Genomic DNA, 18,612 nt, shown 5'->3' with positions numbered 1-18,612 from the left:
GGGTTCACCTTACAGCATGTAAAAACGGGCCCCACCATTCGGCGGAGGCCCGTCTTCGTAGCAGCGATTAGAAGTGGATGCCGTACTTCGCAGCTGCAACGCGAGCCGCATCCGGGATGGAGATACCCGGGCGCTGCTGGGTGACGGTGAACACCTCAAGGATGGACCAGATGAAGGCTGCGGAGGACATGAGGCTGAGGATGGTGTAGATCATGAGGATTCCTTTACATTAGGAAACGAGCGGAACACCCGTAGCTTAACCCGCATGTCAGCTGTGCGCAGTCTGTTTGCGTAATTAATTCATCACTGTAAATGACACCCTCCGACTGGCTACCCTGGGCCGCATGAAAGCAATCAATGAAGAGCTCATGCTTTACGACGCCCAAAGGCCCACCCCGCAAGACGGCGAAGTCATAGTCAAGGTGGTTGCCGCCGGCGTGAACCGCGGCGACCTGATGCAAGCCGCCGGGAAGTACCCGCCGCCGAAGGGCGAGTCCGAGATTATGGGTCTGGAATGCGCGGGAATCATTACAGACCCGGGCACGACTGGTCGAAAGGAAGGCGAGGAGGTCGGCTGCCTGCTCGCTGGCGGCGGGTACGCCGAATACGTCACTGTCCCGGAAGGACAGCTCACACCCATCCCAAAGGGCCTGACTGTCGAGGAGACCGCCGGCGTGGTCGAGGTGGCGTGCACGGTGTGGTCGAACCTGGGCATGATCGCCGGCATCAAGGAGGGCGACCGCGTGCTCATCCACGGCGGCGCGGGCGGCATCGGCTCCTTTGCCATCCAGATGTGCAAGGCGCTCGGCTGCGAGGTGGCCGTCACCGCCGGCAGCCAGGAAAAGCTCGACTACTGCAAGGAGCTTGGCGCCGACATCCTGATCAACTACAAGGAGCAGGACTTCGCCGAGGAGCTGCCCGGGTGGGCGGACGCGATCCTGGACGTGGTCGGCGGGCCGTACCTGGAGCAGAACATCAAGACGCTGAACACCGACGGGCACCTCATCGTCATCGCGGTGCAGGGCGGGCCGAAGGGCACCCTGTCACTGGGCCGGATGATGCCGCGGCGCCTGTCCGTCACCGCCACCACCCTGCGCGCCCGCCCACGGCCGATGAAGGCGGCCATTGTCGCCTCCACGGTGGAAAATGTGTGGCCGCTCATCGAGGCCGGGAAGATCACCCCGAACATCTCCGCGCGCTTCCCGCTTGAGGACGCCAAGCTGGCCCACGAGCACCTGGATTCCGGCGACAACACCGGGAAGGTCCTCCTGGTTCTCTAAGCCAGAGACGCCACCGTCCGCACCAGCTGCTCAATGTCGTTCTGGGTGTTAAACGGCGACATGGCGATGGTCACGGCGCCGCCCATGTCAGCGACGCCCATGTCGTCGAGAAGCGGTGTGGCGCACGTTTGTGTGGCCACGATGCCGTTGGCAAGCAGCCGCTGCAGCACAGTTTCGCTGGGCACGCCCGTCACGCCGAACGCCAGGCGCGGGATGCGCTCCACCCGCGCGTCCGCGGCCGCCTCGCCGCTCACACCGACGATGTGCACGGCGGGCAGGGTTCCCAAGAACGTGTGCAGGTCATCCCGCAGGCCGTTGAGGTAGGCGGTGGTCGCGTCCAGGGAGTACTTCAGGCGGTTGCGGCGGGTCGCACGGCCAGAGAAACCCTCCACCAAGGAGGCGTAATGGTCCACCACCGCCGGCACCGCGCCCGCCAAGCCCTGAGAAACCTCCAGGTCCAGCGCGTCCATGTCCAGGCGCTTGAACATGGCGGTGTCGCGGAAGATCAGCGCGGCGATGTCCGGCCCGCCCAGCTGAGCGATGTCCACCGCGGCCACGTCCGCGCCCCAGGCCTCGAGGTCAACGGGCCGGTAAGGGGCGTACGCGGTGGCGTCCACAAGCACCCACGCCCTCGACTTCGCCCGCACCGCCTCCACAATGTCGGCGACGCGCACCACGTTGCCCAGCTCCGCGTGCGCCGCCGGCACGGACACCAGGCGGGTGGAGCCGTCCGCGATCTCGCTGTACTGCCACGCCGGCAGATCACCGGTGGCCAGGTCCGCCTGCGCCCACGTCTCATCCAGCCCGGCGCGCCGCAGACGCTTGCTCAAATACGGCCGGTCCAGCGGGTTCAGCACCACGGAGGAGTTGCGGCGCAGCATCGGCTTCATCGCGTTGACCAGCGCCGAGTACAGCGCAGGCACGCTCGGGCCCAGCACCACCTGGTCCGCCGCCACACCGGTCAGGTCCGCGATGGCCACCCGCGCCATCTCCGGGTACTGCACGCCCTCCGGCTGGCCCAAGGCCTCCTTCGAGTGCGATCCCAGCACCGGCTCCGGCGGCGGCACCAGCGCCGCGCTGCGGAAGCTTCGCGAGACCGCCGTCGCCACCTTCTCCGGCACCTGCGGCTGCGTGTGGGCGTTCAGGTACGTCCAGCCGCTACCGAGCGATGTGTAGAGTCCACGCACTCCCCACACGTCATACGCCACGGCCGACCTCCCTTCAGGCAAGAATGCCCCAATTATGCACGCCCGTCCGACACGGCGCACACCGCCAGCTCGGGTGCGCAAATGCAGTGCACTAGGGTGATCTGCGTGCACAACGAAGATCAGCTGCGCCAAGACGTCGCCCGCATGACCAGCCCTCCGGGCGAAGACACGCCGCCGTCGAAGTCCAGGACCTTCCGGCGCGCGTTCGACGACCTCATCCGCGGCTGGGGCCAGCACGAACTCTGGCTGCAACTGGGGTGGCAAGACATCAAGCAGCGGTACAAGAGGTCCACCCTCGGCCCGCTCTGGATCACCATCGCCACCGGCGTGATGTCGCTGGCGCTGGGCCTTCTGTACTCCATGCTGTTCCAGATCGACGTCGCTGAGTTCCTCCCCCACGTCACCGTCGGCTTCATCGTCTGGGGCTTCCTCTCCGGCTGCATCAAGGACGGCGCGAACGTCTTCATCGAAAACGAAGGCCTGATCAAACAGCTCCCGTCCGCCCTGTCGGTGCACGTCTACCGCCTGGTGTGGCGCCAACTGCTGTTTTTGGCGCACAACATGGTGATCTGGCTGCTGCTGGTGCTGATCTTCCGCATCCCGCTGACCCTGCACACGCTGCTCTTCATCCCCGGTCTGGCGCTGCTTGTGGTCAACGGCGTGTGGGTGGCGATGTTCTTCGGCATGGTGGCCACCCGCTTCCGCGACGTCGCCCCGCTTCTCGAGGCCCTGGTGCAGCTCCTCTTCTACGTCACCCCGATCGTCTGGACCACCCGCACCCTCAAGGACCAAGGCGGCGAGGTCGCGCAGCGGGCCATGCTCGCCGAGGTCAACCCCCTCTACCACTACCTCGAGATCGTGCGCGCCCCGCTTATCGACGAACCGTTGGCCGCCTACCACTGGGGCATCGTCCTCGCCTGCACCGTTGTCGGCGTCCTGATCACCCTGCTGGCCATGAAGCGCTGGCGCTTCCGCGTGCCGTACTGGGTTTAGGAGGTTAGGAGTTTCACATGGTTTCCATTGACACCTACAACGCCTGCGTCGACTTCCCCATCTTCGATGCCAAATCCCGCTCCCTGAAGAAGGCCATGATGTCCTCCGCGGGCGGCAAGATCGGCCAGAACGCCTCCAACACCGTGGTCGTGGAGGCGCTGCGCGACATCAACCTTCATTTGAGGGAAGGCGACCGCGTCGGCCTGGTCGGCCACAACGGCGCCGGCAAGTCCACCCTTCTGCGCCTGCTGTCCGGTATCTACGAGCCCACCCGCGGCGTCGCCGACGTGCGCGGCCGCGTCGCGCCCGTCTTCGACCTGGGCGTGGGCATGGACCCGGAGATCTCCGGCTACGAAAACATCATCATCCGCGGGTTGTTCCTGGGCCAGACGCGCAAGCAGATGAAGGCGAAGATGGACGAAATCGCCGAGTTTTCCGAGCTCGGCGACTACCTCAACATGCCCCTTCGCACCTACTCCACCGGCATGCGCGTCCGCCTGGCGCTGGGCGTGGTCACCTCCATCGAGCCGGAGATCTTGCTGTTGGACGAGGGCATCGGCGCCGTCGACGCCGCCTTCATGGCCAAAGCCCGCGTCCGGCTCGCAGAGATGGTGAAAAAGTCCGGCATCCTGGTCTTCGCCTCCCACTCCAACGACTTTTTGGCCCAGCTGTGCAACACCGCCCTGTGGGTGGACAAGGGCGAGATCCGCGAGGCCGGCCTGGTCGCCGACGTCGTGGGCGCGTACGAGGGCCCCGAGACCGGCGAGTACGTCGCGGAGCTGGTGGAGCGCTTCCACGGTGACGGTGACGTCGAGAAGCCCTAGCCCCCTCCCGGGATTTATTCACTAGCAGATGAATCAATCCCGGAAAAGCACCGGGGTTTGTTCACAACTCCCAGGTAAAAACGTCGTCTACCCGGATTTGTTCACGTGGCCGGGAGTGTGCAGTGAATTCATTTCCCGGAGTAGGTCCTCGACGAGCCCGAGGCACTCAAACATTGTGTCTGAGGCGCACCGGGCGGGGGTCCATCCGCCGCGGATCATCTGCAGGTTTATCGAGGAGTCCTTGTTCCGCTGCTTCCGGTCCCCGTGGTGGACACCGTCGTACATGATGGCAATCTTCAGCTCCGGAATGGCCAGGTCGAATACGGTGACTATGACGCCGTCGACGATGAACGGGACCTGCTCCTGAACAGTGCACCCGTAGCGGGCAGCAAGCGCCGTGACCAACAGGCGCATCTCGGTCTCTTTTGGCGAATCCGCTAACACGCTGCTGTTTTCGAGCACACGGTTGAGCCATTCCACGTTAATCTTCTGCGCAGCCGCCGCCCGGATGTGCGGCAACTGCACACCAAGGAACCGGCGGGCGCAGTCCACGAGCTGGATGGCCATCACCTCCTCGGCCGTGAAACCTTCGACAGCTACCGTCGCCCACCGATGCCCGCCGCGCCGGATCTCCTTCAGCGCCTGCACAACAGCGTCGGCGGGCGCGGCCGCCCGAAGCGTTACTCCGCGATGGCTCAAGGACCACACGCTTCCAGGCCTCGCGCTGGGCCGACGTACCGTCGGTGTGCGCGTCCCGCCCACCTGGTTCTTCGCCGTGGCGGAGAACAACAGCGTGTCCGCCCCCTCCACCAAAAACGGCATTCCGTACAGCGCTAGCGCCGAGAATCCGCCGACCACCGACCCGGGCCGCTCCACAGCGTGGGCCGCAGCACGCGCCGCCGCAGGGGCCCAGTACAGCACCCGGCGCGGGTGGCTGCGAGCGCACAGCTCCACCTGCCAGTCCTTCCGGCAATGGTCCGCCGACAAGAACCACTGCTTCGTCACCTGCCTGTACTGCGTGCCTGCTACCCGGTCGGCCGCGGCAAGGAGGCGCGCTTCGAAGTTCACATTCATCCCGTCATACAAATTCACCATGCCTACTTAGACGTGAAGAATGCGCGTTTGGATCCCTCGGGCACAATAAAAGGCATGACTGCGTTGAATCCGAACGGCACGACCGCCGCCGTGATTGTCACCCACCGCCGCGTTGACCTGCTGAAACACTCGTTGGAGCAGGTGGTCAACCAGACGCATCCGGTGGATTGGGTGATTGTGGTGGACAACGGGGCGCAAGACGAGGTGCAGGAGCTTCTCGACGACCTCGCGGCCGACCGCGCCGTCTACCTCCCATCCAAAACCAACCTGGGCGGCGCAGGCGGGTTCGCCTACGGATTCCTGCACGCCCTGGCACTCGGCGCGGACGCCATCTGGTGCGCGGACGACGACGGCCGCCCGAAGGACGAGCACGTGCTCAAAGAGCTGTATCGGGTCGCAGTAAAGCACCAGCTGGCGGAGGTTTCCCCGGTGGTGGCCAACATCGACGACCCGGAGAAGCTGGCGTTCCCGTTGAGGCAGGGCACCACCTGGCACCGCCGCGTAAATGAGCTCGAAGGCGACTTTTTGCCCCAGTACGCGAGCCTGTTCAATGGCGCGCTGATCTCGGCGGAGGCGATGGAGCGCATCGGCGTGCCGGATTACCGCCTGTTCATCCGGGGCGACGAGGTGGAGTACCACCGTCGCCTGGCACAATCCGGCCTCCCCTACGGCACGGCGTTGACCACGTTCTATCTGCACCCGGACGGCTCGGGCGAGTTCCACCCGATCATGGGCGGTCGCGCGCACGCGCAGTTCCCCGACAACCCCACCAAGCGGTATTTCACGTACCGCAACCGCGGCTACATCATTAACCAGCGCGGCATGAAGAAGATGCAGCTGCAGGAGGTGGTCCGCTTCGGCTGGTTCTTCCTGCTGGAGAAGAAGGACCCGAAGGGCTTCTACCAGTGGCTGAAGCTGCTGCGCCGCGGGGCGAAAGAGGACTTTAGGCGGCCATAGTTTTCTTGGCTTCGCGGAAGATCAGGTGCCGCTGCAGCTCAAAGTTGACCACGGTGGCCACGCCCTGGGCGATGACAAAGGACACGACGTTCTTCCACGGGTTGACCAGGCCCAGCGACGTCAGCGGCGAGTCCGTCACGCGCCACAGCACCATCTGCACCGCAAAGGTCACCGCGTAGAGCACGAAGACCGCCCCGGCCTTCTTCGCGTTGATCTTGGATTGGAAGGAGAACTTGGAGTTGAGCACGTACGCGGCGAGCGTGCCGAACACCCAGCCCACGGCCTTGGCAAGGTCGCGCTGCACCCCCATGAATTCGTCGAGGCTGTGGGTGATGCCGAAGTCGATGACTGCGCAGCCCACGCCGACCAAGAGGAAGGGCACGAGCTGCTGTTTCAGGGTAGAACTTGAAGCCACGGGCGAATACCCTACCCGCGCATGAGCTGGCGGTAGATATCCAGCATCTCCGCCGGGGTCCTTTCCCCGCCGATTGCGTCCAGCTCAGCGAGCGATTCCGCGCACAGCGCCCGAATCTCCCCGATGCCCAAATCCCCGTGCCCCAGCGAGGCGAAGATGCTCTCGGCGATGTGCGCGGTCTCCCCGCCCGCGCAGCAGGTCAGCGCGAAGACCAGGGACCAGAAGGCGTCCCTTTCCAACCGCCCGGACTCCACCGGAAGCGCCGCTATCCGCTTCCCCGTCCCCACATCCAGCGCATGCATCAACGGGGCGAAGTCGTGCCCGCGGGCACGCGCCATGAACTCGCGCACCTCGGCGCGCAGGCCCGGCACCTCGACCTCTCCCATCAACCGGGCGTTGACTGTACGGATGTCGAAGGGCGCCGCGCCGAACGACCCGGAGCCCGCCACGCACACGGACGGTGGCGTGGACTCGTCGCGCGGGTACACGTTGGCCAACTGCATTTCAAAGGACCACAAGCCGTGGGAAAAGTGGGTGGAATCGCCGGGGGACTTTAGAACGTCGCAAAGCAAACGCCCCTGTGGCGCATCCGCACCCACACCCTCGACGCCGAAGACCTCCCCCACGATCTCGCAGCAATCCGCGATGGTCGCGTCCTCGTCGATGCCCACCCACCGGTACACAACGTCATCGGAGACCAGCCCAACGCGCACAAGCAGCGTCGCACCAGCCCGGCGCTCGGTGAGGCGGATCACCGGCGCGAGGTGGTCTGAGCGGTAGAGGGTGCTGGACATGGCGCCCAATATAGGCTTTCTTTCCATGAGGAAGCATTACAAAGGCGACGACCCGCACGCGATCCACGAGGCAGCACAGCGTATCGACGCTCCGTTATCCGACTTCATGGTCCGCCTCATGGCGGAAGAACTGCCCTTCGTGGACTCCAAGGGACGCACCCGCATCTACGAGATCCTGCGCGAGCACAAGGCCGCCGGCAAACCTGTGATTTCCAGCCAAGAAGAGCTCCCCGCGGAGATTCGTAGCATCATGGATCTGTAGTCCGGCGGTAGTGTTGTGGGCATGGAACTGACAACCCAATCCCTCTACGGCTGGGGCCGTACCGCCCCCTCTACCGCACAGGTGTTGTCCACCGCCGACGTTGACACGATCGCCCAGGCGGTCAAGCAGGTGGCCGACGAAAACTCCGAGCTTCCGGAGCATAAGCGCCGCGGTGTCATCGCCCGCGGCATGGGCCGCTCCTACGGCGACCCCGCCCAAAACGGCGGCGGCCTCGTCGTGGATATGACGCCGCTGAACCGCATCCACTCCATCGACCCGGACACCGGCATCGTCGACGTGGACGGCGGCGTGACCCTGGACCAGCTGATGAAGGCCGCGCTGCCCTACGGCCTGTGGGTCCCAGTGCTGCCCGGCACCCGCCAGGTCACCATCGGCGGCGCCATCGGCCCGGACATCCACGGCAAGAACCACCACTCCGCAGGCTCCTTCGGCGACCACGTACTGTCCATGGAGCTGCTGGTCGCGGACGGCCGCGTGCTGCACCTCGAGCCGACCGGCGAAACGGCCGAGCTGTTCTGGGCCACCGTCGGCGGCATGGGCCTGACCGGCATCATCCTGCGCGCCCGCATCCAGATGACGTTCACGGAAACCGCGTACTTCATCGCGGACACCGACCGCACCGACACCCTCGATGAAACGATCGCGGCCCACTCCGACGGCTCCGAGGTGAACTACACCTACTCCTCGGCCTGGTTCGACGCCATCTCCGCGCCGCCGAAGACCGGCCGTTCCACCATCTCCCGTGGCTCCTTGGCCACCCTGGACCAGCTCAAGGAGTTCGCCCCGAAGCTGGCGAAGGACCCGCTGAAGTTCAACGCCCCGCAGCTGATGACGGTGCCGGACATCTTCCCGTCCTGGACCATGAACAAGCTGTCGCTGATGGCCATCGGCGAGGCGTACTACTTCATGGGCAAACCCGCGCGTAACCAGGTACTGAACCTCACGCAGTTCTACCAGCCGCTGGACCTGATCGGCGAGTGGAACCGCGGCTACGGATCGAAGGGATTCCTGCAGTACCAGTTCGTCGTGCCCACCGACGCCGTCGAGCCGTTCAAGGACATCATCTACGACATCCAGGCTTCCGGCCACTACACCGCGCTGAACGTGTTCAAGCTGTTCGGCGAGGGCAACCAGGCGCCGCTGTCCTACCCCATGAAGGGCTGGAACGTGTGCGTGGACTTTCCAATCCGCCCGGGCCTCAACGAATTCCTGGACCGCCTGGACGACCAGGTCATGCAGTTCGGCGGCCGCCTCTACCTGGCTAAGGAGTCCCGCACCTCCGCCGAGAAGTTCCACAAGATGTACCCGGAGCTGCCCGGCTGGCTGAAGACCCGCCGCGAAATCGACCCGACCGGCGTGTTCGCGTCCGACATGTCCCGCCGACTCGAGCTGAACTAAGGAGAACCGACCATGTTGAATGCAGTAGGCCAAGCCCAGCACATCCTGCTCCTCGGCGGCACCAGCGAGATCGGCCTCGCCATCGTCGCCGAGCTCGCCTCCCGCGGCGGCAACCCCACCGTCACCCTGTGTGCGCGCAAGGACTCCCCGCGTATCGACGGCGCGATCTCGGTCGTCCAACAAGCCGGCGCAGGCCACGTGCGCCTCGTGGACTTCGACGCCCTCGATTTCGCCTCCCACCCGGCCGTGCTCGACGCGGCGTTCGAGGACGGCGACGTCGATGTCGCTGTGGTCGCCTTCGGCACCCTCGGCGACCAGGAGCAGCTCTGGCAAGACCAGGCGGCGGCAGTCGCGTCCGCGCAGACGAACTTCACCGCCCCGATGTCCGTCGGCGTGCTTTTGGGCCAGCACATGAAGCGCCAGGGCCACGGCACGATCATTGCGATGTCGTCCGTGGCGGGCCAGCGCGTGCGCCGCTCCAACTTCGTCTACGGCGCCTCCAAGGCCGGCATCGACGGGTTCTACCTGCAGCTCGGCGAGGCGCTGAAAGACGACGGCGTGACCGTCACGGTGGTCCGCCCCGGCCAGGTGCGCACCAAGATGACCGACGGCTTGGATGAAGCCCCGCTCACCGTGAACAAGGAAGACGTGGCTGAGGCTGCCGTCGAAGCCGCCCTGGCCGGAAAGCCCTCCGTGTTCGTGCACAAGCTCTTCGGCCCCATCTCCCTGGTGCTGAAGGCCATCCCGGCGCCGATCATGAGCAAGCTGAGCTTCTAGTACTGCCCGCATAATTCAGCCGCGATCCGTCCCCGCTGACGGATCGCGGCTGACTTTTTCTGCCTGAAAGTGTCAGGACCACTTAGTCGTTCGCCCGGCCCATCCCGAGCAGCACCTTCTCGCGCAACCGGCCGGTCCCCAGCACCGCCAGGACGCAACCGACCAGCGCCACCACAACGAGCGCGCCGAACAGCGCCAGTTTGTCCAGCACATCGACGTGGACCAAGACCATGGCGGTGCCCATCAGGCTGCCCATCCCGAACCCGAGCAGCGCCACCACCAGCATGGGCACCCCAACCTCGCGCACGGCCACCTTGGTGTGGAAGGCTGCGGGCGCGCCGATGAAGTAGAACGACTTGGTCAGCTGCTTCTGCTCCACCACGCTCAGCGCTTGGGTGAGCAGCGTGGACGACACCATCAGCACCGTCGCGAAGACCACGGTGATAGCCACACCGGAGGGGATATCACCCGCGATCATCTTCAGGGCAGGGGCTTCGTCAATTTCAGGTACCGCTGAGAACCAGCCGCCAATGCCGCCGATAAACGCCACGAAGTACAAAGCGGTCACGCGCTTCCAGGTGGTTTTAGCGCCGCGGCCCACCCGGCGCGTGGCCACGTAGTTGGCGGCCCCGGGCACCCGGTAACTCAGCCGCGCGAGCAGCTGGATCACACCGACCGCGATCAGCGCGTTGACGGTGAGAATGCTGCCGGCTACGACCAGCATCACCACGAATTCCAACGCGTCTGCCTCCGGCGCGATGGTCAGCGAACTCAGGTAGCGGTACAGCACCACCGCGCCAGCCACTGACAACACCAGCGTGATCACGCTTTGGCCCTTCGGCGGGATTTTCTTGGTCACGCCGAGTGGGGTCACGGCGACTCGTCGCAACGCGAGCCACACGGAGCACGCGGCCAGGATCAACACCACGATCCACGCGGCGGGGATGGCCCACCAGGTGAGCATCTCCCAGGCGCCGACCCGCTTTTCCTGGAACGTCAGCAACGACCATGCCGGGCACGCGACCACGTACAGCACCGACCCCAACACCAACCCGACAAACGCCTGGCGCAGCGATTCCAGGATCATCATCCCGCGCACCTCGCCGGCCGTCGCGCCGATGAGACGAAGCACCGCTAGGTGTTCCTCGCGCCCGCCGAGATTCGCCCTGGCGGCCTGGGTGAGCAGCCCCAACAGGCTCGGCACGAGCAGCACGCTGGCGAACAAGGCGAGAAATACATAGGGCAACGAGATTGGTTGGCCAAGGTTCTGCTCCATCGCCACAAGCGCCTCGTGCGGGTGCATGTTGCGCGCCACGAACATCCAGGTGCCGCCCATGAGTGTGCACAGCATCCAGGTCGCCACCGTCACCGCAACCAGCGACAGCGCACGAACCCAGCGCTCGCCGATCTGCCGCTGCGAGCGCCCTTCGCTTGTCTGCGACACCGCCGACCGCATCAACGTCACCGAACTCATAGCGCCACCTCCGAGTGGATCAGGCCGTCGCGGATTTCAACGCGGCGGCTGCACCAGTCGGCGATCTTCGGGTCGTGCGTGACCACCACGAGTGCCACTCCGAATTTCTGGCACACGGCCACGATTTGCTGCATAACTTCGTGGCCGGTGGCCTGGTCCAACGCCGCCGTCGGCTCGTCAGCGAAGACCACAGACGGCGGCCCGGCCAAGGCACGCGCGATGGCTACGCGCTGTCCCTGCCCGCCGGAGAGCTGCCCCGGATACCGGTCCACATAGGCACCCAGGCCTAGGCGAGTGAGCATGTCAATGGCTTCGTCGTGTGCCTGCGGCCGCGGCACCCCGCGCATGATCTGCGGCAGGGCGACGTTTTCGGTGGCGGTCAGCTCCGGCAGCAACTGGCCGTCTTGGAAGATGAAGCCGAATTGCTCCAGGCGCAGACGCGAACGTTCGGCGTCGCTCATTGCGGCCACATCGAGGCCGTCGAAAAGCACCTCGCCCTGGTCGGGAACGAGCACGCCGGACATGCAGTGCAGCAGCGTCGATTTACCAGAACCCGAGGGTCCCATGATGGCCACGGATTCGCCGTCGCCCACCGTCAGACTGATGCCTTCGAGGACCCGCTGCTGGGGGAATGACTTAGTGATGTCTCTGAGTTCAAGCATGGTTTCCATTTCACAGGTGGTCGTCGCTAAGCACTATGGCCCTGACTCCCGAATATGGGTAGTGCTAGCTCTACCCCGCTACGCTTTCGGACATGCGGCGAAGAATAAACCACGAGCAGCGGGCAGCGGCAAAAATCCACCAGCTCACCGCATCGCGGCGCAAGATTGCGGAGGCGTACGAGGTGGAGCGCCTGCGCATCGAGCGCGACCTGCACGACGGCGCGCAGCAGCATTTCGTGGCCGCGGCGATGAAGCTGGGCGAGGCCAGGCTCGATGTCGATTCGCCGCTTCTCGACGACGCCGCGCGCGACCTCCACAACGGCCTCGACGCACTTAGGAGAACCGTGCGCGGCATCCACCCTCGCGAGCTATCGGACCACGGGCTCATCGCCGCGATCGAGACGGCCGCCGCGCAGTACGGCCCGCACGTCACGGTCCGCGCGCCGCACGCGCTGCCGCGTATCGACGACTCCGTCACCGCCGCCGCCTACTTCTTCACCGCCGAAGCACTCACCAACGCCGCGAAGCATGCACCACAGCAACCGGTCAGCGTGCTGGTGACCTGCGACCACACCCTGAACATCTCGGTAACCGACCAAGGCGGCGGAAACGCCCGCATCACCCCCGGCGGCGGGCTTGACGGGATGCAGGAGCGCATCGCGGCGTTCGGCGGCGAGCTGGAACTTCACTCGCCTGACGGCGGGCCGACAACCGTCACCGCGCGTATTCCTTTGCTGCTGTTCCGGGGAGAAAGTGGGATTGTGCCATGAGGATTGCCATCGCGGACGACTCCGCACTGCTGCGGGAAGGTGTTGCCGGCCTGCTCACCCGGCGCGGCCACGAGGTTGTGGCGCAGGTGGACAGTGCGGATCGGGTGCAGGGGGTCGTCGATACGCATGCGCCCGACCTGGTGATCACGGACGTGCGGATGCCACCGAACATGCGTGACGACGGCCTCCAAGCCGCGCTGGCGCTACGCAAGCAGGGTCCGGTCAACGTGCTGGTGCTCTCGCAGTACGTCGCGCCCGCCTACGCGCGGGAGCTGTTCTCCGGCGGCGACGGCGGCACCGGCTACCTGCTCAAGGACCGCGTCGCCGAGGTGAAAGACTTCATCCAGGCGTGCGAAACCGTGGCGTCCGGCGGTGTGGTTATCGACCCGGACGTCGCCAGCGCACTCATGGCCGCGAGCTCGCGTTGGCTGACCACGCTCACCCCGCGCGAGATGGAGGTACTCGAACACATGGCGGAGGGCCTGTCCAACGCGCAGATCGCCGAGAAGCTCTACCTTTCTGGCGCAGCGGTGGCGAAGCACGTTTCCAGTATCTTCTCCAAGCTGGGTCTCACCCCGGGCGAGGACAACCGTCGAGTACGGGCAATCCTGATGTACCTGGCAGAACGTGGAGTTGGGTAGCGTATGCGAAACTGTTACGCATGACTACCGCTTACCACCCTGACGAGCTGTCGGTCGGGCAAACCGCCGCCCGGGCTGTCGCGGCCGGGCTCGCTGGCGGCGTGCTCGCGCTTGCTGCCTGGTTCGTGCTGCACCAGATCTCGCTGCCGGCGTTTAATACGTCGATGGTGACCAGGTCGTTGGCCACCGCCGCCTCCTTCGTGTGCATCGGCATCGGCGTCGTTTTGGCCGTGCTGTGGACCAAGGGCAAGAAACCCTGGATCTCCTCCGCCGTGATGTCGCTGGTGCCGGCGGGGCTGGTGGTGTCCTCCATCGGCATCCCGCTGGGCGCGACCCGGCTGTACCTGGACGGCATCCAGGTGGACCAGGGCTTCCGCACCCAGTTCCTGTCGCGCATGACGGAAAACTTAAGCCACGCGGACATGGCCTACAAGGACCTGCCCACCTTCTACCCCATGGGCTGGTTCTGGCTGGGCGGGCGCACCGCCAACGTGCTGGGCATGGAAGGCTGGGAGGTGTACCAGCCGTTCGCGATCGCGACGCTGGCGGCGGCCGCGGCGATGCTCACGCCGGTGTGGCGCAGGCTCACCGGCTCGCTGCCCACCGCCCTCGCCATCGCCACCGTGACCACGGCAGTCGTGCTCACGGAGGTGCCGGAGGAGCCGTACGCGGCGGTGGTGGCCATGTTCGTGCCGGCGGCGGCCGTGTTGTCGTACCGGGCGGTCAATGGCTCGTGGGCGTCCACCATTGCGCTGGCCGTCTACCTGGGCATTTCCGCCAGCTTCTACACGCTGTTCACCGCGATTGCGGCGCTGACCATGGTGGTGCTGGCGATCATCCACGCCTTTACCAAGCACTCGGTCAAGCCGCTGGTGCACCTGCTGGTCACGGGCCTGGGCTCGCTGGCTATCGCCGCGATCTCCTGGGGTCCGTACGTCTGGCGCGTGCTCACCGGCGACGAGCAGCTGGAGTCCACCGCGAACCACTTCCTGCCCATCGAGGGCACGTACTTCCCGCTGCCGTTTTTGTCGTTCTCGCTGATCGGGCTTTTGTCCATGATCGGGTTGATCTACCTGATTTATAGGATCAAGGAGCCTGAGTTGGCGGCCCTTGGGGCGTCGATAGGCGTGTGCTACCTGTGGGCGCTGGCCTCGATGGCGGTCACTCTGCTGGGCACCTCCCTGCTGGGCTTCCGCCTGGAGGTGCTAATTGTGGCGCTGTTTGCCACCCTCGGCGTGATTGCGATCTCCGAGTTCGGGCTGAACAAGTACACCACCGCTGTCGCCGCGGTCCTGGCGGTGGGCGCGCTGCAGATGGTGCAGAACATCCCGGTGGAAAACGAGGACTACATCGACCAGGCCTACGCCGACACCGACGGCAACGGCGAGCGCGCGGACCGCTTCCCGCCGGACGCGGGCCGCTACTACCAGGAGATGGCGGACTTCATTGAGGCCCACGGCCACATCAAGAACGACGCGGTGATCTACACCGACGAGATCAACTTCATGGCCTTCCACCCCTTCTACGCGTTTAACGCCTACACCAGCCACTACGCCAACCCGCTGGGTGAGTTCGAGCACCGCAACGACGAGCTGAAGCAGTGGGCGGAGATCTCCTACGACGACCCGGAGAAGTTCACCGAGGCGGTGGACAACTCGCAGTGGGAGCCGCCGGTCGCGTTCGTGTTCCGCGACAACGGCAAGGACGGGCTGAAGACGCACATCGCGCACGACATCTACCCGAGCCAGCCGAACGTGCGCTACGAGGGCCTGTTCTTCAACCCAGACGCATTTGAGCAGGACTGGGACGTCGAGCAGTTCGGCCCATTTGCTGTGGCGGTGAGGAAGTAAGGTGTCCGCTGTGAAAAGAGTCCAGACCACCGCGACTGTCGCGGGTTTGATCGCATTTGTCCTGCTGTTGCTCGTGCCGTTTCTGCCGGTCAAGCAGACGGAATCTTCCGTGTCGTGGCCGCAGAATGGCTCGGTGGCGTCCGTCAACGCACCGCTGATTTCGCTGGCGCCGCAGCAGCTCGATGTCACCGTGCCGCTTTCGGCTATCGACGAGCTCCGCGACGGCCAGTCGCTGCTTTTGGGCACCCTGCCTGAGGGTTCCCCCAAGGCCAGCGACCGCGGCTTCTTTGTCACCTCGCCCGACGGCGGCCTGGTGGTCAGCTCGCTGAACGAGGTGCTGCTGCAGCTGACCCCGGCGCAGGTGAACAAGCTGCCGGACGATGCGCAGCTCAAGGCCACCCTCACCCACGACTCCACCACCGTGGAGGTCCCGGGAACCGAATACTCCGACGATGAGGATTACCGCCCACAGCTCACCGGCATCTACACCGAGCTCGAGGATGAGCAGCAGCTCATCGACGCAGGCCTGTCCGCCCACGTGGACATCAACTCCCGCTTCACCTCCCAGCCGACACTGATCAAGACGCTGGCGATGGTGCTCGGCCTGATCAGCGCCCTGATCTCCCTGGCCGCGCTGCGGAAGATGGACCGCCCCGCCCCGCGTCTGCGCCGCCAGGGGCTCAAGCCTCTCGACGGCCTGGTGGCCGCCGTCCTCGGATTCTGGCACGTCTTCGGCGCCAACACCTCCGACGACGGCTACCTGCTCACCATGGCCCGCGTGGCCGCCAACACGGACTACATGGCCAACTACTACCGCTGGTACGGCGTGCCGGAGGCCCCGTTCGGCTCCCCGTTCTACGACCTACTCGCTTTGCTGTCGCAGGTGAGCACGGCGTCGATGTGGATGCGCCTGCCGGCGCTGCTCGCGGGCCTGGGCACGTGGTGGCTGCTTTCCCGCGAGATCCTGCCGAAGCTGGGAACCCAAAGAAGGGTCGCCCACTGGACGGCGGCGCTGGTGTTCCTGGCGTTCTGGCTGCCGTACAACAACGGCACCCGCCCGGAGCCAATCATCGCCTTCGGCCTGATGGCCACGTGGGCGCTGTTCGAGCGCGCCATGGAAACCGACCGCCTGGTCCCCGCCGCGTGGGGCACCGTCGTGGCGGCGCTGACCCTGGCGTGCGGCCCGACCGGTTTGGCGGCAGTCGGTGTGTTCCTGATTTCTTTGCCCTGGGTGTTGGGGACCATTGGGCGTCGAAAAGCAACGCTCGCGAACGTCGCGCCGTTTTTGGGCGCGGGCATGGCTGTGATGGCGCCGGTGTTCAAGGACCAGACGCTGGCGACCGTGCTGGAGGCGACCGCGGTGCGCTCCGAGGTGGGCCCGGCGATGAGCTGGTTTGAGGAGTGGAGCCGCTACTCCGTGCTGTTCGAGCAGACGGTGGACGGTTCGCTGGCGCGCCGCTTCCCCATGTTCGTGCTGCTGATGTGCATCGGCCTGACCCTGTGGTGGTTCGCCCGCGGCGGCGAAAGGACCAAGACCGCGCAGCGCATGATGCTGATCATCGGTTTTTCCACCTTCTTCCTCATGTTCACGCCGACGAAGTGGACGCACCACTTCGGCATCTACGCCGGCCTTGGCGCGGCGATCGCGGCCTACGGCTCGGTGGTGCTTTCGCGCATCGCATTGCAGTCGAAGCGCAACCGCTCCTTTGCCACGGCCGCGGTGCTGTTCCTGCTGGCCCTGACGCTGGCGGGCTGGAACGGCTGGTGGTACGTGTCCTCCTACGCGGTGCCGTGGTGGGACCGCACCCCGCAGCTGAAGGCCGTGGAGTTCAACACCATCGTTTTGGCCATCGCGCTCGTGGTGTTCGTGGTGGGCGTGGTGCAGTCCATGCGCCCGCCGAAGCCTGTGGACGCCTCCCGCTGGGCCGGCGTCATGTCCGCCCCCATCGCCGTGGCGGCGGCACTGATTGTGGCGCTGTCCTGCCTGACGTTTGTGAAGTCCTTCATCTCCCAGGCGCCGGACTACTCCGTGGGCATGGGCAACGTGCGCACCTTCGCGGGCGAGCGCTGCGCCCAGGGCGCGGACGTGCTGCTGGAGGAGGACACCAACGACGCATTCCTTTCGCCTATCGACGGCGTCCCGCTCGGCCGCTCCCTGGATTCGGGCGACAACTACGGCTTCCACCCGGACGGGGTTCCGGCCTTCATCGCGTCTGAAAACGCCGACACCTCTGATTCGAGCAACCAGCAGGTGCAGGACGACGACACCGCCGACGTGGACCCGGGCTCCGACGAAGCGCAGTCCACCTCGCGCGTGAACACGCAGGGCAACCGTCCGCGCTCCATGCGCGGCGTGAACGGCTCGACGGTGCGCCTGCCGTTCGGCCTGGACTACACCCGCGTGCCGGTGCTGGGCACCTTCGAGGACGAGCCGACGCAGTCTGCCAAGCTGGAGACCTCCTGGTTCGACCTGCCGTCCGCCTCCGAGGAGCACCCGCTGCTGGTGACGTCCGTGGCCGGCCGCATCGAGCACCACGACATCAACGGCATCGAACAAGAAGGCAGCGAGCTGGAGCTGCAGTACGGCCGAAAAACTGATGGCGGCGTGCAGAAGCTCGGCGCGGTGGAGATGCTGGACCAGGGCCCGACCCCGCAGTGGCGCAACCTGCGCTACCCCATCGCAGACCTGCCCGAGGAGGCGGACGTTGTGCGCCTGGTGGCCAAGGACACCTCCCTGGCGGAGAGGGACTGGGTGGCGGTGACCCCGCTGCGCAACCCGAAGCTGGTGGAGCTGAACACCATGTTCGACTCGGAGACCCCGGGCCTGCTGGACTGGACCGTGGCGTTCCAATACCCCTGCCAGCGCCCCTTCTACCACCACGCGGGCGTGGACGAGATCCCGGAGTACCGCATCATGCCGGACGCCCCGGGCAAGGCGAAGCTGTCCGGCTTCATGGACTTCCTCGGCGGCGGCTCGCTCGCCCCGGTAGAGGCCGTGAACACCTCCTACGAGGTGCCGGGCTACCTCAAGGGCGACTGGCAGCGCGACTGGGGCTCTGTGGCCAAGTACGAGCGCCGCACCAACTCCGCCGGCGACGTGCCTGCGCTGGCGCAGGTGGACATCGCTGAAACCACCCGGTGGGGCCTGTACACTCCTGGTCCGATGAAGGTGCGCGATCCGGAGGAATAAC

At 65.7% G+C, this 18,612-nt stretch carries 18 protein-coding genes; 11 read left to right on the top strand and 7 right to left on the bottom strand.

Annotated features, from left to right (window positions below):
• Window positions 1-67: 67 nt before the first annotated feature.
• A complete protein-coding gene (locus CAFEL_RS00495; protein WP_194560012.1) occupies window positions 68-214 on the bottom strand; it encodes a hypothetical protein in 147 nt (48 codons plus the stop codon).
• 130 nt (window positions 215-344) lie between these two features.
• Here CAFEL_RS00495 and CAFEL_RS00490 point away from each other — a divergent pair, with 130 nt between their 5' ends.
• Complete coding sequence (locus tag CAFEL_RS00490; RefSeq protein WP_194560011.1) at window positions 345-1,280, top strand: NAD(P)H-quinone oxidoreductase; 936 nt, start codon at window positions 345-347, stop codon at window positions 1,278-1,280.
• Here the strand turns inward: CAFEL_RS00490 and CAFEL_RS00485 are convergent.
• Complete coding sequence (locus CAFEL_RS00485) at window positions 1,277-2,488, bottom strand: aminotransferase class V-fold PLP-dependent enzyme (RefSeq protein WP_194560010.1); 1,212 nt, start codon at window positions 2,486-2,488, stop codon at window positions 1,277-1,279. The genes CAFEL_RS00490 and CAFEL_RS00485 overlap by 4 nt on opposite strands.
• Before the next feature lie 81 nt (window positions 2,489-2,569).
• On the opposite strand from CAFEL_RS00485, the gene wzm reads away from it, so the two are divergent.
• Both wzm and wzt read left to right on the top strand, forming a co-directional pair.
• The gene (gene wzm / locus CAFEL_RS00480; protein ID WP_394354791.1) at window positions 2,570-3,481 is read left to right on the top strand and encodes a galactan export ABC transporter permease subunit Wzm/RfbD; all 912 of its coding nucleotides are present in this window, start codon (window positions 2,570-2,572) and stop codon (window positions 3,479-3,481) included.
• 17 nt (window positions 3,482-3,498) lie between these two features.
• A complete protein-coding gene (gene wzt, locus CAFEL_RS00475) occupies window positions 3,499-4,305 on the top strand; it encodes a galactan export ABC transporter ATP-binding subunit Wzt/RfbE (protein ID WP_194560009.1) in 807 nt (268 codons plus the stop codon).
• Between the two features lie 87 nt (window positions 4,306-4,392).
• On the opposite strand, the gene CAFEL_RS00470 is transcribed toward wzt, so the two are convergent.
• Entirely contained in the window at window positions 4,393-5,400 is a 1,008-nt protein-coding gene (locus CAFEL_RS00470) for a putative endonuclease domain-containing protein (RefSeq protein ID WP_194560008.1), read from the bottom strand.
• A 54-nt stretch (window positions 5,401-5,454) separates the two neighbouring features.
• On the opposite strand from CAFEL_RS00470, the gene glfT1 reads away from it, so the two are divergent.
• Entirely contained in the window at window positions 5,455-6,357 is a 903-nt protein-coding gene (glfT1, locus tag CAFEL_RS00465; protein ID WP_194560007.1) for a galactofuranosyltransferase GlfT1, read from the top strand.
• Here glfT1 and CAFEL_RS00460 read toward each other — a convergent pair.
• Both CAFEL_RS00460 and CAFEL_RS00455 read right to left on the bottom strand, forming a co-directional pair.
• Window positions 6,344-6,772, bottom strand: coding sequence for a GtrA family protein (locus CAFEL_RS00460; RefSeq protein ID WP_194560006.1), 429 nt, complete (start codon window positions 6,770-6,772; stop codon window positions 6,344-6,346). The genes glfT1 and CAFEL_RS00460 overlap by 14 nt on opposite strands.
• Before the next feature lie 11 nt (window positions 6,773-6,783).
• Window positions 6,784-7,566 carry a hypothetical protein gene (locus CAFEL_RS00455; RefSeq protein WP_194560005.1) on the bottom strand — a complete coding sequence of 261 codons (783 nt, stop codon included), beginning with the start codon at window positions 7,564-7,566 and terminating at the stop codon, window positions 6,784-6,786.
• A gap of 25 nt (window positions 7,567-7,591) precedes the next feature.
• Here CAFEL_RS00455 and CAFEL_RS00450 point away from each other — a divergent pair, with 25 nt between their 5' ends.
• The 3 genes from CAFEL_RS00450 to dprE2 are packed head-to-tail and all read left to right on the top strand — an operon-like array spanning window position 7,592 to window position 10,024.
• On the top strand, window positions 7,592-7,828 hold the full coding sequence (locus CAFEL_RS00450) for a hypothetical protein (RefSeq protein ID WP_194560004.1): 237 nt from the start codon (window positions 7,592-7,594) through the stop codon (window positions 7,826-7,828).
• Between the two features lie 21 nt (window positions 7,829-7,849).
• Window positions 7,850-9,247: a decaprenylphosphoryl-beta-D-ribose oxidase gene (dprE1, locus tag CAFEL_RS00445; RefSeq protein WP_194560003.1), complete on the top strand. Its 1,398-nt coding sequence runs from the start codon at window positions 7,850-7,852 to the stop codon at window positions 9,245-9,247.
• A gap of 12 nt (window positions 9,248-9,259) precedes the next feature.
• Window positions 9,260-10,024 (top strand): decaprenylphospho-beta-D-erythro-pentofuranosid-2-ulose 2-reductase, encoded by a 765-nt coding sequence (gene dprE2 / locus CAFEL_RS00440; RefSeq protein WP_194560002.1) that lies wholly within the window; start codon window positions 9,260-9,262, stop codon window positions 10,022-10,024.
• An 82-nt stretch (window positions 10,025-10,106) separates the two neighbouring features.
• Here dprE2 and CAFEL_RS00435 read toward each other — a convergent pair whose 3' ends face one another.
• Both CAFEL_RS00435 and CAFEL_RS00430 read right to left on the bottom strand, forming a co-directional pair.
• Window positions 10,107-11,498 carry an FtsX-like permease family protein gene (locus CAFEL_RS00435; protein ID WP_194560001.1) on the bottom strand — a complete coding sequence of 464 codons (1,392 nt, stop codon included), beginning with the start codon at window positions 11,496-11,498 and terminating at the stop codon, window positions 10,107-10,109.
• A complete protein-coding gene (locus CAFEL_RS00430) occupies window positions 11,495-12,169 on the bottom strand; it encodes an ABC transporter ATP-binding protein (RefSeq protein ID WP_194560000.1) in 675 nt (224 codons plus the stop codon). The genes CAFEL_RS00435 and CAFEL_RS00430 overlap by 4 nt, the downstream gene beginning before the upstream one ends.
• Before the next feature lie 83 nt (window positions 12,170-12,252).
• Here CAFEL_RS00430 and CAFEL_RS00425 point away from each other — a divergent pair, with 83 nt between their 5' ends.
• The 4 genes from CAFEL_RS00425 to CAFEL_RS00410 are packed head-to-tail and all read left to right on the top strand — an operon-like array spanning window position 12,253 to window position 18,611.
• On the top strand, window positions 12,253-12,930 hold the full coding sequence (locus CAFEL_RS00425) for a sensor histidine kinase (RefSeq protein WP_194559999.1): 678 nt from the start codon (window positions 12,253-12,255) through the stop codon (window positions 12,928-12,930).
• Window positions 12,927-13,571 carry a response regulator transcription factor gene (locus CAFEL_RS00420; protein ID WP_194559998.1) on the top strand — a complete coding sequence of 215 codons (645 nt, stop codon included), beginning with the start codon at window positions 12,927-12,929 and terminating at the stop codon, window positions 13,569-13,571. The genes CAFEL_RS00425 and CAFEL_RS00420 overlap by 4 nt, the downstream gene beginning before the upstream one ends.
• Before the next feature lie 20 nt (window positions 13,572-13,591).
• Window positions 13,592-15,421, top strand: coding sequence for an arabinofuranosyltransferase (locus tag CAFEL_RS00415; RefSeq protein WP_194559997.1), 1,830 nt, complete (start codon window positions 13,592-13,594; stop codon window positions 15,419-15,421).
• A gap of 10 nt (window positions 15,422-15,431) precedes the next feature.
• On the top strand, window positions 15,432-18,611 hold the full coding sequence (locus CAFEL_RS00410) for an arabinosyltransferase domain-containing protein (protein ID WP_290172059.1): 3,180 nt from the start codon (window positions 15,432-15,434) through the stop codon (window positions 18,609-18,611).
• Window position 18,612: the final 1 nt, after the last annotated feature.

It is taken from the genome of Corynebacterium afermentans subsp. lipophilum (assembly GCF_030408375.1).
In the GTDB taxonomy this organism is placed as follows: domain Bacteria; phylum Actinomycetota; class Actinomycetes; order Mycobacteriales; family Mycobacteriaceae; genus Corynebacterium; species Corynebacterium lipophilum.
Note: the sequence above shows the minus strand (reverse complement) of the source record. Positions and strands in the feature narration are given on the sequence as shown.

Coding starts and splice junctions, on each gene's coding strand:
- CAFEL_RS00470 (WP_194560008.1), bottom strand. CDS start 5,400: ATGGTGAATTTGTATGACGGGATGAATGTGAACTTCGAAGCGCGCCTC.
- CAFEL_RS00495 (WP_194560012.1), bottom strand. CDS start 214: ATGATCTACACCATCCTCAGCCTCATGTCCTCCGCAGCCTTCATCTGG.
- dprE1 (WP_194560003.1), top strand. CDS start 7,850: ATGGAACTGACAACCCAATCCCTCTACGGCTGGGGCCGTACCGCCCCC.
- CAFEL_RS00420 (WP_194559998.1), top strand. CDS start 12,927: ATGAGGATTGCCATCGCGGACGACTCCGCACTGCTGCGGGAAGGTGTT.
- dprE2 (WP_194560002.1), top strand. CDS start 9,260: ATGTTGAATGCAGTAGGCCAAGCCCAGCACATCCTGCTCCTCGGCGGC.
- CAFEL_RS00430 (WP_194560000.1), bottom strand. CDS start 12,169: ATGGAAACCATGCTTGAACTCAGAGACATCACTAAGTCATTCCCCCAG.
- CAFEL_RS00435 (WP_194560001.1), bottom strand. CDS start 11,498: ATGAGTTCGGTGACGTTGATGCGGTCGGCGGTGTCGCAGACAAGCGAA.
- wzm (WP_394354791.1), top strand. CDS start 2,570: ATGCAGTGCACTAGGGTGATCTGCGTGCACAACGAAGATCAGCTGCGC.
- CAFEL_RS00415 (WP_194559997.1), top strand. CDS start 13,592: ATGACTACCGCTTACCACCCTGACGAGCTGTCGGTCGGGCAAACCGCC.
- glfT1 (WP_194560007.1), top strand. CDS start 5,455: ATGACTGCGTTGAATCCGAACGGCACGACCGCCGCCGTGATTGTCACC.
- CAFEL_RS00490 (WP_194560011.1), top strand. CDS start 345: ATGAAAGCAATCAATGAAGAGCTCATGCTTTACGACGCCCAAAGGCCC.
- CAFEL_RS00455 (WP_194560005.1), bottom strand. CDS start 7,566: ATGTCCAGCACCCTCTACCGCTCAGACCACCTCGCGCCGGTGATCCGC.
- wzt (WP_194560009.1), top strand. CDS start 3,499: ATGGTTTCCATTGACACCTACAACGCCTGCGTCGACTTCCCCATCTTC.
- CAFEL_RS00450 (WP_194560004.1), top strand. CDS start 7,592: ATGAGGAAGCATTACAAAGGCGACGACCCGCACGCGATCCACGAGGCA.
- CAFEL_RS00425 (WP_194559999.1), top strand. CDS start 12,253: ATGCGGCGAAGAATAAACCACGAGCAGCGGGCAGCGGCAAAAATCCAC.